The sequence below is a fragment of the Haloarcula sp. DT43 genome, assembly GCF_037078405.1.
Lineage (GTDB): Archaea > Halobacteriota > Halobacteria > Halobacteriales > Haloarculaceae > Haloarcula > Haloarcula brevis.
Window position 1 is genome coordinate 605,911 of sequence record NZ_JAYMGZ010000002.1, and the last position, 14,381, is coordinate 620,291.

Consider the following 14,381-nt stretch of genomic DNA (forward strand, 5'->3'; position numbering starts at 1 on the left):
CCGACGGCGGTTAGTCGCTTGTGTTCCGACCGGGCTACCGAACAATTATAAGATGTGAGTTGTATTTGATAATCAAGTAAAACGTATATGGAGAAAGCCCAGACGTACAGATGTGACGGATGTGGGTCGGAGTATCGGGTGGTCGGGAAGTCACAGCCGAAAGTCGTGTGCCGGAACTGCGACCGGGAAGCCACGCTGTGTGGGGCTGCGGCGGCACAGCGCGCGTACCACATCGGCTACACGCGGTATCGTGAGGCGCGCCGCCAGCTCTCGGACGCGCTGGCGACCGTCGAGGACGGGGAGATGGCGCTCGCCCGCGGCGGGTTCGACAGCGCCGCGTCGGATTTCGAGGCGAGCGTCGACCAGTTCACGACGGCGCTGCGCGAGGCGGACGACGAGGCGCTCGGCGAGTTCGCGGAACGGGGCCGCAAGAAGGCGACCTGCCTGTGGCAGGCCGCCGAGTGGCTCAGCGGGATGACCTACGCCAGGGAACAGGGGGAGACGGCGCAGGCGAGCACGTACCGCAAGGACGCCGAGAACCGGCTGCAGGCCGCACGGGAGTACGGGACGGTGTCGAGTCCGGAAGAGTTGCGCCAGGCCACCGGGCTCGAAGTCCAGTCCGAGGCCTGACTACCGCCCGCGCCGGCCCTTCGTCTGGCGGTAGTCCTGTCCGAGCGTCTCGCTGAAGTGGTCTAGAAACGCCGTCCGCTCTGCGTCGGTCTGTTCGGCGGGCGGGAGCATCGGGAGGATTTCGAACCCGCGGCCGCGAATCGTGGTCGCGTGTCGCTCCGCGATGTCGAGTTCGTCCTCGCTCATCGTGGTGTACTCGAAGGCCAGTTCCTCGAGGGGGCGCTGGCCCACCGGGAGCAGAATCTCTGGGTTTATCATCCGTACCTCGCTGTTGAGATACGGCTCGCAGTTGCCGACCTCCTCGTCGGTCGCGGCCCGGTCGGGGTGGCGACAGCGGGTCACGTAGGTGAGGAAGGTGTTCCGTAACTGCGGCCTGTCGGCGTCCGGGTCGGAGCACATGTCGACCGCAGCCAGGATGTCGAGCAGTTCGCGCTCGCGCTCGCCGGTGAAGGGGATGCCCGACGCGTCCGCGCCGGCCGCTGGCGCGTCGCCGAGAACGATGAACTCGGCACCTACGTCGCCGTAGCCGTGGACGACGTTCTCGCGCGTCTCACACAGCGCGGGGCAGTTCTGGCACTCCTCGTCCATCCCGAACGGGTTCGACTTGGACTCCTGGTGTGCGTCCATTTTAGTCGTCGTCGATGGTTTTCGCGTGGGTGTCCGCGTCCTCGGGGTCGTTCTGCGGGCTGGAGGGGTGGTAGTCGGTGTCGTACTCGCCCGGCCGGCCGTCGAGCCGGTCGGGGTTGATGCGGCCGGACAGCAGCATGAAGTCCAGTATCGTACAGGCGAGCATGGCCTCGACGACCGGGACCGCTCGCGGCGGCAGGACCGGGTCGTGGCGGCCCGTGACCGTTATCTCCTTCTCCTCGCCGGTCTCCCAGTCGACCGTCTTCTGGGTCTTGGGAATCGAGACCGGCGCGTGCCAGGACACCTCGCCGTAGATGGGCTGGCCGGTCGTGATGCCACCCTGGATGCCGCCGTGGTCGTTGCCGACCGGCGTCGGACGGCCGTCCTCGTCGAACTCCCAGTCTTCGGTGTACTCGCTGCCTCGGGTCGTCCGGGCCTCGCGGCCGATGCCGTACTCGAAGTCGTTGACGGCCGGGATGGAGTACATCGCCTGGCCGAGCCGGGACGGGAAGCTATCGAACCGTGGCGCGCCGAGCCCGGACGGGACGCCGCGACACTCGAAGTAAATCGCGCCGCCGATGGAGTCGCCCTCCGTCTGGTGCTGGTCGGCCACGTCGCGCATCTCCTCGGCGGCCTCCGGGTCGGCACAGCGGACCTCGTTTTCCTCACTGTGTTCGAGCATGTCCTCGAAGGTGACCGGACCGGCCTCCACGTCGCCGATTTGAGAGACGTGAGCCTTTATCTGCACGTCGTAGTCGGACTGGTCGAGCACCTGCTTGGCGACGCCGCCGGCGGCGACCCAGTTGACCGTCTCGCGGGCCGACGAGCGGCCGCCGCCGCCCCAGTTCCGGGTCCCGAACTTCGCGGAGTAGGTGTAGTCGCCGTGCGATGGGCGCGGAGCCGTGATGAACGGCTCGTACTTGCCCGAGCGGGCGTCCTTGTTCTGGATGACCATCCCGATGGGGGTGCCGGTGGTGTAGCCGTCCTGAATCCCGGACTGGATGCTCACCTTGTCGGGTTCCCCCCGCGAGGTGGTAATCATCGACTGCCCGGGCTTGCGCCGGTCGAGGTCCGTCTGTATCTCCTCTTCCGAGAGTTCGACGCCCGCCGGAACGCCGGAGACGGTACAGCCCATCGCCTCCCCGTGGGACTCGCCGTAGGTCGTCATGCGGAACAGACGACCGAACTCGTTGCCGTTCATTACACTCGTTTCGGGGACGGGGGCATTTGAACCTTGTAGATGTGGCCGTCAGTCGTCGAGCCACCTGACGCGGTCGAGGAGCTGTATCGTCCCCGCTGCCTCGACCTGTTTTGCCAGAACCCGGTCGAACACCCTGTCCGCGTCGTCTTCCGCCGGCTCCCAGGCGTACCGTACCAGCGCCGTGTCGGGATGCGCCGCGTGGACGGCACGGGCGAACCTGTGCGCTGCCGCGCCGGGGCGCTCGATACCGACGACCACGTAGTCGAACTCCCGGTCATCCAGCAGCTCCATCGCTCGGTCGGTGTCCGGCGTCGTCACCAGCTCGATTGCCTCCCGTTCGGCGGCGATGTCTGCCTGTAGGTCGAGCATCAACGGGTCGTCGTCGACGTAGAGGACTCTCGTGACGCCCGCGGGAGACTGTGTGGTGTCGTCTGGCTGGTTCACAACGTGTGCTGTAACTATTCTTCACTCGGTTTAAGCGCGTTTATCTATCAGATACGTAACCTTCTTTCGTTGCAAAACTGCCGCTTCAACGACTGTCGTGCCCTATCGCTGGACGGCCGCGCCGAGCGATTCGAGCACGTCGAAGAAGTCCGGGAAGGACACGTCGACGTGTTCCGCGCCGGTCACCGTCGTCTCGCCCTCGGCGACGAGGCCGGCGACGGCGAGCGACATGATGATGCGGTGGTCCGCGCGGCCCGCGACGGTCGTGCCGACGAGGTCGCTGTCCTCGCCGGAGACGATTAGTTCGTCCCGTTTCTCCTCGACCTCGGCGCCCATCTTCGTCAGCGCCTCGGCCATCGCGCTCACGCGGTCGGTCTCCTTGTACCGGACGTGCTCGGCGTCGGTAATCCGGGTGACGCCGTCGGCGGCGGCCCCAAGCGTCGCGATGGTCGGCAGGAGGTCCGGCGTGTCCTCGACGCCGACCTCGATACCGGTCAGCGCGGACTTCGAGACGGTGATTTCGCCGCTGTCCTCGTCCCAGTCGAGGTCAGCCCCCATCCGGTCGAGGATGTCGACGATGGCGGCGTCGCCCTGGGCGCTGGGGAACGCCGACGTGACGCGCAGGCCGTCCTCGGCGGCGAGCGCGCCGGCCGCGAGCAGGTAGCTCATCGACGAGAAGTCGCCGGGGACGCTGTACTCGCCGCCGGTCGGCGCGTAGGACTGGCCGCCGGCGACGGTGAACCCGCCGTCGGTCCGCTCGGCGTCGACGCCGAAGTCGGCGAGCACCTCTAGCGTGATGTCGACGTACGGTGACGACTTGAGGTCGGTCGTCAGGTCGATGTCGATGCCGTCCGGCGAGACGGCCCCGGCCATCAGCAGGGCGGTGATGTACTGCGAGGAGACGTCGCCGGGGATTTCGACCGCGCCGCCGTCGACGCCGCCTCCGACCACGAGCGGAGCCTGCCCGTTCCGGCGGGTCGACTCGGCGTCGCCGTCCAGCTGTCCGATGGCGTCGAGCAGCGGCCCCTGTGGTCGCGAGCGCAGCGAGTCGTCGCCGGTCAGCACCGCGAGCTTGTCCTGCAGGGCGGCCGTGGCGGTGACCAGTCGCATCGTCGTCCCGCTGTTGGCACAGTCGATGACGTCGGCCGGCGTCTCCGGCCGGCCGTCGAAGCCGGTCACCTCGACCGTCGACCCGCCCTCGGAGAGCGAGACGCTGCCGCCGTAGGCCTCGACCGCCCGCATCGTCGCCCTCGTGTCCGCGCTCACGAGCGGGTCGCGGACGACCGCGCCGTCGGCGTAGCCCGCGGCCAGCACCGCCCGGTGCGTGTAGCTCTTCGACGGTGGGGCCTGTGCCGTCCCTGCGACCGTTGATTCGGCAATCGTGATGTCCATGCCCGGTCGGTAGCGGGCGTCCGACAAGAGGCTACCGCTCTCTCACCCGCGGGAAACGGCCTTGTGGCTGGCAGCGGTACCACCCCTATGGTCCCAGGGATGGACGGCGCGACCGCTGTCGTCACGGGCGCGAGCAGAGGCATCGGCGAACGGACGGCCCACGCGGTGGCGGACGCGGGCGCACACACGGTCATCTGCGCCCGCGACGCGGCGGCGCTCGACGCGGTCGCGGCCGACATCCGGGACGCGGGGGGTTCCGTGACCGCGGTGCGGGCCGACGTCCGCGACGAGTTCGACGTGGAACGGCTGGTCGAGACAGCCACGCGGGAGGGGGCGGGAGCGATACGGTACGTCGTCGCCAACGCCGGCGTCTACCACGGCACCGCCGGCCAGACGCCGCTCACCGAGGAGTCCTACGCCGCCTTCGACGACCACCTCCGGACGAATGCCCGCGGCGTGTTCGCGACGATACGCGAGGCAATCCCCCATCTCGAACCAGACGCCCGCGTCGTCGTCCCGACCGGCGCGGTCGCCCGCCAGGGGATGCCTGGCTACGGCTCGTACGCCGTCTCGAAGGCCGCCGCGGAGGCCGTCACCCGCGGGTTCGCCGCCGACCTCGAAATCCCGGTCGGGGCGGTCGACCCCGGACAGGTGGCGACGGACCTCTCCGGTGACGGTGGGCGCGACCCCGAGACGGTCGCCGAGATGGTGCTGTGGGCGCTCCGCGATGCGGCCCCGTCGGCGCTGGACGGCGGCGTCCTCGACTGGGGCGACTTCCGGTCGGCGACCCGCTGACCGCCACCGATGGGTTTATTAGTAACAGACCAGTGATTGTGGATAATGACTATTAACTCAAACTCGACTTTTAATAACGCCGGCCGGACATCCGCCGTCGGCATCGCGAGCGTCGTCGGCCTGGCGGTCCTGTCCGGCGTCGCGGTCGCCGGCGGGGCGCGGAAGGTCCTGGTCATCTCGTGGGTCGCGTTCGCGGCGATGGGACTGGGCGCGTGGCTCGGTGCGCGGGCCGACAAGACGAACCCCTATCGGCTGGTCTGGGGCTACGGCCTCGCCAGCGGCGCGATGGTCACGTCGGCGGCCATGTTCCTCGTCCCGCAGGCGATGGGGCTTGGCGGGCAAGCCGGTGCCGCGCGAATCGGCGGCGTCGGCATCGCCGCCGGGCTGGTCGTCGGCTACGGCACCCACACCATCGGCCATCGGCTGACCCACGTCGACACTTCCTTCGACATGACGACGCTCGCCATCGCCGCCCACGCGCTCTCGGCCGGGCTGGTCATCGGGCTGGTGTACGCGTCGATGCCCGACCTCGGCATCCTGCTCGGCCTCGCCATCGTCTCGCACAAGGGGCCGGCCGGCTACGCCGCCGCCCGTCGGCTCGGTCGCAACGGCAAGTCCGCCACCGCGCTGTTGCTCCCCGCGGCCGGCGTCGGCCTGACGGCCATTCCGTCCGCGCTCCTCCCGGTCCCGGAGTCCGCGGTGCTCAACGCGATCATCTTCGGGTTCGCCGCCGGCATCTTCCTCCACGTGGCGATGGACTTCCTGCCGAACTGCGAGGCCGGCAGCGAGATAGACGAGGTCTGTGAGCTGCACGACCACTCCCACGACCTGCTCGACGAGCTCCGGACCCACGCCGTCGGCTCCACGGTCGTCGGCGCGGCCGTCATCGTGCTGGCCTGGGTCGCCATCTGACGCCCTACCGCACGGGCATCGTCACGGAGACGCGGGTCCCCTCGGCGTCGGTCCGGATGTCGATGTCGCCGCCCACGTAGCTGATGAGCCAGTACGCGAACCACAGCCCCAGCCCGGACCCGTGTTCGAGCGGTTTCTCGTCGGCCACCTCGATGACGCGGCGCTCGCGGTCCGGGACGCCCGGCCCGTTGTCCGAAATCGTCACCGTCGCCGTCGTGCCGTGGCGCTCCGTCCGGATGACGACCCGCGGCGCTGCCGCCTCGGAGTGTTTGATGCCGTTCTCTATGAGTTCCTGTAGCGCCGGGACGACCTTCGCGTCTATCGTCGACGAGGCGACCGGGTCGCTCTCGACGACGAACTCGGCGTCGGGGTAGGCCGCGGCCAGCCCGTCCGTGATGTCTCCGAGAACGCCGTCGAGGTCGCGCTCGACGTCGTCGCCGACCGAGTCCGCGAGCAGTTCCTGGACGTGGTGGGCCTTCTCGCTGATGTCGAGCAGCGACTGGACGTTCGCCTTGATGGTCTCTAAGTGGTCGACGGCGTCGTCGTCGTCGACGAGTTCAGTCAGGATGTCCGCACGGCCGCTTATCGTCGTGCCATTGTTCCGGAGGTTGTGGCGGAGAATCCGGTGGAAGACGGTGAGCTGTTGCTCGCGCAGCCGCCGGCCGGTGATTTCGTCCTGCATCCCGACAAAGCCCTGTATCTCCCCGTCTGCGTCCTGAATCGGGGCGATGGTCTGGTTGCTGATGAACCGCTCACCGGACTTGCGCTCGTTTACGATTTCGCTCGTCCAGACCTCGCCGCGACAGATGGTGTCCCAGAGCCGCTCGTAGAACTGTTGGTCCTGTTCGCCGGACTTGAGTATCCGCGGCGTCCGACCGAGCGCCTCCTCGGCGCTGAAGCCGGTCAGCTCCTCGAACGCCGGGTTCACGTACTCGATGACGCCGTTCGTGTCCGTTATGAGAATCGCGTGGCCCGCGTGCTCGACGGCGTTTCTGAACCGCCGGAGCTCGCTGTTTTGCTCCCGGAGGTCCGCGACGAGTTCCTCGGTGTGGCTGCGCCGCGCGAGGAGGTTCGCGATAGTCCGAAAGAGCGCCTGCGTGTCCACCGGCGCGGTCACGACGTCGTTGACGACGAGTGGCCCCTCGGCGTCGTCGATGTCGGGCAGGTCGACTCTGGCCGACCGCCCCTCGTGACGGACCAGAATCACGGGGCAAAACACCGGGTCCGACCGGTCCTTGTACCGCTCTATCGCCGCCCTGTACTTCGGAAACGACGGCTCGTCGACGATGTGGAGGTCCGCCGCCCGGAACTCCTCGTCCGTGACCGGCGTGTGGTGCTCGGCCACGACCGACGCAAGCGCCTCCCGGTTGCCGTCGCCCGCCAGCAGTAGTTGGATGTCGCCCATCGTTAGCGGGTGGCCGACCGGCCGTCGCTGTCGCCCTGTTGCTCGGGAACGCCATCGAACACCCCGTGCATCCCCGAGACGGGGTCCCCGACTTGGAGTCCGTCGGCGGATATCTCGAAGCGGCGGGGCACCGCCTCGAACCCGCCGACGCGCTTCTTCAGCGCGCCGACGACCCGCTGGAGTTCCCCCTCGACCTCGATGTAGTTCTCGAAGACGATGTTGTCGGCGAGATAGCTGACGTTCTCGCTCGTGGGTTCGTGCAGGCCCGTCACGTCCCGGCGCTGGTCTATCAGGATGACGGCGGCGTTCTCTCGCGTGAGCTGCTGTGTCAGGGCGTGGAGTCGCCGGCGCAGTTCCACGCCGTCCTGTCCGTGCTTGATGGCGTTCTTGTAGCCCGCGATGCCGTCGACGACGACGAGTTCGGCCCCTCTCTCCGCGGCCTGTGACGTCACGCGGTTGGCGAACTCCTCGGGCGACAGCGCCAGCGACTCGATTTCCTCGACGTGGAGCGCCCCCGTCCCGCGCAACTCCGAGACCGGTGTCCCGAACGTCTCACAGCGGTGCGTGAACGTGTCGATGGACTCGTCGAACAGGTACGCCAGCGCCGGGGAGCCGTCCGCCGCCGCCGTGGCCAGAAACGCCGTCGCCGTCGTCGACTTGCCGACGCCGGAGGGGCCGCTGAGAATCGTCACCGTCCCGCGTTCGAGCCCGCCGTCGAGAAGCGAGTCCAGTTCCGGTATCCCGGCGGCGAACTGCTCGGGGTCGAACGACCGCGTCCGCTGGCGCGGTTCCAGCGCCGGATAGACCTCGACGCCGGACTCGCGGATTTCCATCCCGTGTGAGCCGTCCTGCTGACCGATGCCGCGATGCTTGCGCAGCCGAACCCGCCGCCCCGCCTTCTCGTCGCCGTAGCTGAGCGAGATGATGCCGTCGCTGAGGGACCTGAGCTGCGTGTCCATCTCGTTGCTCGGCGTCTTGGTCGCCAGCACGGTCGTCTCCCTGTCCTGCAGGAACCGCGCGAAGGCGATGACGCGCTTGCGGAACTGGTACTCGGTCGGTTCGAGGTACTGGAAGTGCGTTATCGGGTCGAGGAGGACGCGGTCCGGGTCGACCGTCTCGATGGCCTCGCGGATGTCGGAAATCAGGTGGCCGTCCTCGACGTCGCGCGGTTTGACCACGTCGTAGGACTCCGCTTCCTCGAAGAACTCCGAGTCGGGGCCCACGTCGAGAAACGTCGCTTCGCCGATGTCGATGCCGAGTTCGGCGGTGTTGGCGAGCAGGTCCGCGGCCGACTCCTCGGCGTGGATGAACAGCACGTCGTCGCCGGCCTCCAGCCCCGCTTCGAGGAACTGCGCGCCGAGCAGTGTCTTGCCGGTGCCCGGCGGTCCGATGACGAGATAGAGCCGCCCTTCCACCAGCCCGCCTCTGAGAAGGGAATCGAGTCCGGAGATACCGCTGGAAAGCCGCGTGAACTGCTGCGAGGGAGAGGACATAGAGCGGAGTACCGGACGGTGATTAATAAGTATCTCGCGAGCTACCGACGCGTGATAACGGTGGACGCCGTGCCCGGCCGCGCCTCGCTCGCGTCCTACTCCTCCAGCAACTGCTCGGCCAGAATCGGGACGAACCTGCGCGATCCACCTTTTTTTCGTCTCCTCCTCCGTTCGCGTCGCTCACTCCGGAGACATCCTCGAAAACCTGGACGAAAAAGCGCTCGCTTCGCTCGCGTCCTACTCCTCCAGCAACTGCTCCGCCAGAATCGGGACGAAAGTACCGATATCTGTGACCATCCCGACCGCCTGGGCGGAGCCCCGGTCGAGCAACTGGGTGACCGTCGCGGGGTTGATGTCGACGCAGACGACTCGCGTCGTCGACGGGAGGCAGTTCCCGACGGCGACCGAGTGCAGCAGCGTCGAGAGCATCAGCACCATGTCGGCCTCGTGGGCCTGCTCGCGGATGGCGTTCTGAGCCTCGACGGCGTCGGTGATGGTGTCGGGCAGCGGGCCGTCGTCCCGGATGGACCCGGCCAGCACGAACGGGCGGTCGTTGTCGACGCACTCGTACATGACGCCGGACTCGATGGTCCCCGATTCGACGGCCTCTGCGATGCCGCCCTCGCGGATGACCTCGCTGATGGTGTAGATGTGGTGCTTGTGACCGTGGCGGGGGTGGTCCAGGCTCTCGGTGTCCATCCCGAGCGACGTGCCGTAGATGTCGCGCTCGATGTCGTGGACGGCGAAGCCGTTGCCCGCCGAGAGCATGTCGACGTAGCCCTCGCGGACGAGCCGCGCGAGGTCTTCGCGCGCGCCGGAGTGGATGAGCGCCGGGCCACAGACGGCCAGCACCTTGCCGCCCTCCTTTTTCGTCTCGCGGATGGCGTTCGCTATCTTGCGGATGGTCGACTCCGAAGGGCGCTCCGAGGAGACGCCGCCCTGCATGAAGCCGAACGCGCCGCCGGAGTCGCGCGGGCGCTCCGGGGGCTGGACCTTGATGCCGGTCTCGTCGGTGACGACCATGTCACCTTCTTCGATGGCGTTCAGGACCTTGGTGAAGGCGCGCGGGCCGTCTTCACTGTCCTCTACCACGACGGCGCAGTCCATCTCCATGTCCTCGACCTCGACCCACTCGCCCTCGTAACGGATGTACGTGGGGTGGTTCGTCGTCGAGTAGAAGCCGTGCGGGACGACCTGGTCGTCGGGCGCGGGGACGAGCGTGGCGTCTTTCGGGTCCGAGGGATTGACGCCGTGCTGGTGGAGTTCGTGGACGATGGACTGGAGCTGGTCTTCGTCGTCGGCCTCGACGAGCATCCGGGCGTAGGACTCCTCGTCCTTGTGACGGCCGATATCGAACTCCTCGACGGAGAAGGACCCGCCCAGGTCCATGATGATGCCGAAACAGGACTGCATCATCCCGGAGTCGATGATGTGGCCTTCGAGCTCGACTTCGCGAGAGACGGTCATGGCGGAGACATGGAGGCAGGTGTGTAAGACGGTTTTGGGTCCCGGCTACTGCCCGTCGACGTGTCGCTGGACCGTCCAGGACTGCGCCTCGCCGGTCCCCCGAAGGCGCTCGAAGAACCGCCGCAGGCCGTCGGACTCCGTGGTCGGCAGGACGTGCAACCGGACCGTCCCGTCGCGGACGGCGACGCGGAACACGTCGGCCGTCTCCTCGTCGCGGACCAGCCACAGCGGCATCGGCAGGTCGTGGAAATCCCCGTAGCGATACGGCCCGTCGGCGAGGATGTCGGCGACTGTCTCAGCCAGGTCCGGCATCGCCCGCTCGGTGTCGGGGGTGAGCCTGAACTCCGTGCCGCCCTCGTACTCCACCCCGCTCCCGTGGGGGAAGCGCCGCTGTGGGTGGGCGGGGATGGTGAACGAGGGGTCCGTCGTCATCTACGAAGTGGTTGGACGCGATACAAGTTAAATTCGCGGGCGCGGTCAGCCGCCCAGAAAGAGGTCGACGACCACGTCGCCGTCCGGGCCGCGGTAGAACTCCGTGTAGCCACAGTTCGTACAGGAGACGGTTTTGAACCGCCGGTTCTGTACGTCGAAGAACTTCGTGAGCCCCGCGCCGGTCGTCGCTATCTCGTCGACTTCGGCCGTCTCGTGGCCACACTTCGGACAGCCGGCGTCGTCCATGTCCGACGCGTCGCCCGCTCCGAGCCGTTCCAGGCCGTCTTCGGGCGGGCGCGCATCGTCGAGCGACGACTGGCAGGAGCGACAGTACGACCAGGAACCGGCCGCCTTCGACCCGCAGGTCCGGCAGTAGACGAAATCGTAGTCCGTCGCCTCGTCGTTCGAGGGCATATCTCCGTGTTCGCGTGGCCGTGTCAAATATCCACGGCCGGCGCTGTGCGTTCGAGACGGCGGGGCCACCCTCCGGGCCGGTACTGCTGGATTTATCCGCCACCGGCCCCTGTCTTCGGCTATGTGCGGCCGCTACAGCCTGTTTGCGCCCCGCGAGGACGTCGAGGCGCGGTTCGACGCCGCGTTCGACTTCGAGTACGAGCCGCGGTACAACGCCGCCCCGAGCCAGGACCTGCCGGTCGTCACCGACGACTCGCCCGGGACGATTCAGCGGATGGAGTGGGGGTTGATTCCGTCCTGGGCCGACAGCCGGTCGGACCACGGCCACATCAACGCCCGCGCCGAGACGCTGGCGGAGACGCGCTCGTTCGCCGAGGCCTACGAGTCACGGCGCTGTCTGGTCCCCGCGGACGGGTTCTACGAGTGGGTCGAGACGAGCGACGGCAAACAGCCCTACCGCGTGGCGCTGCCGGACGACGACCTGTTCGCGATGGCGGGGCTGTACGAGCGGTGGGAGCCGCCACAGCGCCAGACCGGGCTCGGGGAGTTCGGCGCGAGCGGGGGTGAGTCGGGCGGCGAGGACGACGTCGTCGAGTCGTTCACGATTGTGACGACCGAGCCGAACGACGCCGTCGCTGACCTTCACCACCGGATGGCCGTCGTCCTCGACCCGTCGGAGGAGTCGACGTGGCTGCGGGGCGATGTCGGCGACGCGGCGGCACTGCTGGACCCCTACGACGGGCCGATGCGGAGCTACCCGGTTTCCTCGGCGGTCAACAGTCCGGCCAACGACTCGCCGGAACTCATCGAACCGGTCGGGTAGGTCGACCGGGCGCAGTCACTCGCTGGCCGCGTGCTGTCGCTTGAACTGGTGGAGCATCTTCCAGAGCGTGTCCTCGTCGACCTTGTTCTCGGTGGCGGCGAGCTGGCGGTACAGGCCCTCTGAGACGGTAATCTCGGGCATCACTGGTGGAATAGTAGCGAGGTGACATAAGCTTCCGGAGACTCGGAACCGAGTGAACCTATTCAGCCCGCAGTATTATGGGTGCAGAGTTAGGCCGACCAACCGTCTTCCACCGACGTATGCAGTCGTACGCCCAGCGAGACGACGGGACCGTCGCAGCCAGCGTGACCGAACTCATCGGCGACACGCCGCTGGTCTGTCTCGATAGCTTCGCGGACAATCTGTTCGGCAAGGTCGAGGCGGCGAATCCCTACTCGGTCAAGGACCGCATCGCGCTGTACATGGTCGAGGCGGCCGCCGACTCCGGCGACCTCCCCGACGACGGGACGGTCGTCGAGGCGACCAGCGGCAACACCGGCATCGGACTGGCCGCGGTCTGTGCCGCCCGGGGCTACGACTGCGTGTTGACGATGCCCGAGTCCATGAGCGAGGAGCGCCGGCAGTTGCTGTCGGGGCTGGGCGCGGACCTCGAACTCACGCCGGCCGACGGCGGGATGAGCGCGGCCATCGAGCGCGCGAACGAACTCGCGGACGCGCCGGGAACCGTCCGCGCCCGGCAGTTCGAGAACGAGGCGAACCCGCGGGCCCACCGCGAGACGACGGGCCCGGAAATCTGGTCGGACACGGGCGGCGACGTGGACGCCGTCGTCGCCGGCGTCGGGACCGGCGGGACGATTACCGGCATCTCGGAGTACATCGAGGAGGAGGTCGGCGCGGACCTCACCTCGGTCGCCGTCGAACCGAACCAGTCGCAACTGCTCTCGGCGGCCGACCCGGACAGCCACGACATCCAGGGTATCGGTCCCGGGTTCGTCCCGGACATCCTCCGCCGGGACCTCGTCGACGAGGTGCGGACCGCGAGCAAGGCGGACTCCACCGAGGCGGCCCGCCGACTCGCCAGCGAAGCGGGCATCATGGTCGGCATCTCATCGGGGGCGGCGCTGCACGCGGCCACGGCGTACGCGAGCGAACACCCCGACGAGACGGTGGTCGTCGTCCTGCCGGACACCGGCGAACGCTACCTCTCGACGGACCTGTGGGACGGCGGCGACTGAGCGGGCCTCACCGGACGAACTCGTGGGGGTCCGTGTCCTCGGTCAGTACGCGCCCGTCGTCCGCCGTCTCGAACGCCTCGCCGGCCAGCAGAAGGTACAGCGAGCACCCGGTGGCGAGGAGGATACCCGCGAGCGGGACCGCGAACGTCGAGCCCGCCACGAGGGGGAGAAGTTGGACGACGGCGATACCGCCGAACGCGACGACGCCGACCCAGCGGCTCCACGGTTTCCGGAGCGCGAGCGCGATGCCGGTGGGAACGAGGAGCAGTCCCAGCACGGCCTGACTGCCCGCACGGATGAGTGCGCCTGCCGACCCGAGCGAGGAGACGAGTGTCAGTCCCCCCGAGAGGGCGTTGACGCCACCGAGGCCAAGCGCTAGCACTGCGACGGCGTACAGGCCCGCCTCGCCGTGGTTGTCGAGCATATTACGACACTGAGCAGGCGTGATAAATGCTTTCTGTGGTGTCGCCCGTCCGATGAGCGGTTTACTGGACGCGGCCGAACGCCAGCGTGCCGCTGATGCTCTCGATGTACGCGTCGACGACCTGGCCCTCGCGCGCGCCGGAGACGAAGATGGTGTACTTACCCTTCTCGGCGACGCCGTCGCCCTCGCGGCCCGTGCCGGTTATCTTGACCTCGTAGGTCTCGCCCTCTTCGAGCGTGGGGCGGTCCTGCTGTGCGGTCGAACTCGCGCCCTTGGCGACCGGGCGGAACGCACCGCAGGCCTGACAGCGCAGCATGTCGACGCCGTCCTCGTTCTTGAGGACGGTGTCGGGCAGGCCACACTCGGAACAGGTGACGTACTCTGCGACGTACGCGTCAACGGCGGCGTCGAAGTCAGCCGTGTCGAACGAGCCGTTGTAGCGGGCCTCGCCGCCGTCGAACTGGCCGTTGGTCCCGAACTCGCGCTGGATGGCCCGGTGGAGATGCTGGGGGTCCCGCGAGACGGCGTCGGCGATGGCTTCGAGGTTCGTCAGGCGTGTGAACGCCCCGTCGGTCTGGCCCTCGGGGTCCGGAATCGAGAGCCGCTCGCCGGCTTCTCGGGGCTGGTCTGGTAACACGTCGTACGCACGCTGCAGAGCGGACTCGTAGTTCATACGCATCAGACGGTGCTGGCACGTAAATGGATTCCGTCACATCTGTGGTTATG

The 14,381-nt window shown here is 67.9% G+C and carries 17 protein-coding genes; 5 read left to right on the forward strand and 12 right to left on the reverse strand.

From position 1 onward, the window contains the following. The first annotated feature begins 87 nt into the window (after positions 1 to 87). Positions 88 to 630 carry a hypothetical protein gene (locus VI123_RS10500; protein ID WP_336337994.1) on the forward strand — a complete coding sequence of 181 codons (543 nt, stop codon included), beginning with the start codon at positions 88 to 90 and terminating at the stop codon, positions 628 to 630. On the opposite strand, the gene VI123_RS10505 is transcribed toward VI123_RS10500, so the two are convergent. From VI123_RS10505 to aroA, 4 genes are all read right to left on the reverse strand, one after another. Beyond that, positions 631 to 1,257, reverse strand: a complete 627-nt coding sequence (locus tag VI123_RS10505) for a uracil-DNA glycosylase family protein (RefSeq protein WP_336337995.1) — start codon at positions 1,255 to 1,257, stop codon at positions 631 to 633. 1 nt (position 1,258) lies between these two features. Next, positions 1,259 to 2,458: a chorismate synthase gene (aroC, locus tag VI123_RS10510; RefSeq protein WP_336337996.1), complete on the reverse strand. Its 1,200-nt coding sequence runs from the start codon at positions 2,456 to 2,458 to the stop codon at positions 1,259 to 1,261. A 48-nt stretch (positions 2,459 to 2,506) separates the two neighbouring features. Further along, complete coding sequence (locus VI123_RS10515; protein WP_336337997.1) at positions 2,507 to 2,902, reverse strand: hypothetical protein; 396 nt, start codon at positions 2,900 to 2,902, stop codon at positions 2,507 to 2,509. Positions 2,903 to 3,004: 102 nt separating this feature from the next. Further along, positions 3,005 to 4,294 (reverse strand): 3-phosphoshikimate 1-carboxyvinyltransferase, encoded by a 1,290-nt coding sequence (aroA, locus tag VI123_RS10520; RefSeq protein ID WP_336337998.1) that lies wholly within the window; start codon positions 4,292 to 4,294, stop codon positions 3,005 to 3,007. A gap of 87 nt (positions 4,295 to 4,381) precedes the next feature. Here aroA and VI123_RS10525 point away from each other — a divergent pair, with 87 nt between their 5' ends. Then, the gene (locus VI123_RS10525) at positions 4,382 to 5,089 is read left to right on the forward strand and encodes an SDR family NAD(P)-dependent oxidoreductase (RefSeq protein WP_336337999.1); all 708 of its coding nucleotides are present in this window, start codon (positions 4,382 to 4,384) and stop codon (positions 5,087 to 5,089) included. Between the two features lie 45 nt (positions 5,090 to 5,134). Further along, complete coding sequence (locus VI123_RS10530) at positions 5,135 to 6,001, forward strand: ZIP family metal transporter (RefSeq protein WP_336338000.1); 867 nt, start codon at positions 5,135 to 5,137, stop codon at positions 5,999 to 6,001. Positions 6,002 to 6,005: 4 nt separating this feature from the next. Here VI123_RS10530 and VI123_RS10535 read toward each other — a convergent pair whose 3' ends face one another. The 5 genes from VI123_RS10535 to VI123_RS10555 all read right to left on the reverse strand — a co-directional run bounded on the left by VI123_RS10535 (position 6,006) and on the right by VI123_RS10555 (position 11,212). After that, a complete protein-coding gene (locus tag VI123_RS10535; protein ID WP_336338001.1) occupies positions 6,006 to 7,406 on the reverse strand; it encodes a PAS domain S-box protein in 1,401 nt (466 codons plus the stop codon). Between the two features lie 2 nt (positions 7,407 to 7,408). Further along, a complete protein-coding gene (locus tag VI123_RS10540; RefSeq protein ID WP_336338002.1) occupies positions 7,409 to 8,899 on the reverse strand; it encodes an ATPase domain-containing protein in 1,491 nt (496 codons plus the stop codon). A 237-nt stretch (positions 8,900 to 9,136) separates the two neighbouring features. Continuing rightward, on the reverse strand, positions 9,137 to 10,366 hold the full coding sequence (locus VI123_RS10545) for an ornithine cyclodeaminase, nickel-pincer nucleotide-dependent (protein ID WP_336338003.1): 1,230 nt from the start codon (positions 10,364 to 10,366) through the stop codon (positions 9,137 to 9,139). A gap of 45 nt (positions 10,367 to 10,411) precedes the next feature. Further along, positions 10,412 to 10,798, reverse strand: coding sequence for a hypothetical protein (locus VI123_RS10550; protein ID WP_336338004.1), 387 nt, complete (start codon positions 10,796 to 10,798; stop codon positions 10,412 to 10,414). Between the two features lie 45 nt (positions 10,799 to 10,843). Then, a complete protein-coding gene (locus VI123_RS10555; RefSeq protein WP_336338005.1) occupies positions 10,844 to 11,212 on the reverse strand; it encodes a zinc ribbon domain-containing protein in 369 nt (122 codons plus the stop codon). Positions 11,213 to 11,333: 121 nt separating this feature from the next. On the opposite strand from VI123_RS10555, the gene VI123_RS10560 reads away from it, so the two are divergent. Next, on the forward strand, positions 11,334 to 12,035 hold the full coding sequence (locus VI123_RS10560; RefSeq protein WP_336338006.1) for an SOS response-associated peptidase: 702 nt from the start codon (positions 11,334 to 11,336) through the stop codon (positions 12,033 to 12,035). Between the two features lie 15 nt (positions 12,036 to 12,050). Here VI123_RS10560 and VI123_RS10565 read toward each other — a convergent pair whose 3' ends face one another. After that, positions 12,051 to 12,176: a hypothetical protein gene (locus tag VI123_RS10565; RefSeq protein WP_336338007.1), complete on the reverse strand. Its 126-nt coding sequence runs from the start codon at positions 12,174 to 12,176 to the stop codon at positions 12,051 to 12,053. 119 nt (positions 12,177 to 12,295) lie between these two features. Between VI123_RS10565 and cysK the strand changes: the two genes are divergently transcribed. Next, the gene (gene cysK / locus VI123_RS10570; RefSeq protein ID WP_336338008.1) at positions 12,296 to 13,231 is read left to right on the forward strand and encodes a cysteine synthase A; all 936 of its coding nucleotides are present in this window, start codon (positions 12,296 to 12,298) and stop codon (positions 13,229 to 13,231) included. 7 nt (positions 13,232 to 13,238) lie between these two features. On the opposite strand, the gene VI123_RS10575 is transcribed toward cysK, so the two are convergent. Further along, on the reverse strand, positions 13,239 to 13,655 hold the full coding sequence (locus VI123_RS10575; RefSeq protein WP_336338009.1) for a hypothetical protein: 417 nt from the start codon (positions 13,653 to 13,655) through the stop codon (positions 13,239 to 13,241). Between the two features lie 61 nt (positions 13,656 to 13,716). Next, a complete protein-coding gene (locus VI123_RS10580) occupies positions 13,717 to 14,328 on the reverse strand; it encodes a translation initiation factor IF-2 subunit beta (RefSeq protein ID WP_336338010.1) in 612 nt (203 codons plus the stop codon). Between the last annotated feature and the right edge of the window lie 53 nt (positions 14,329 to 14,381).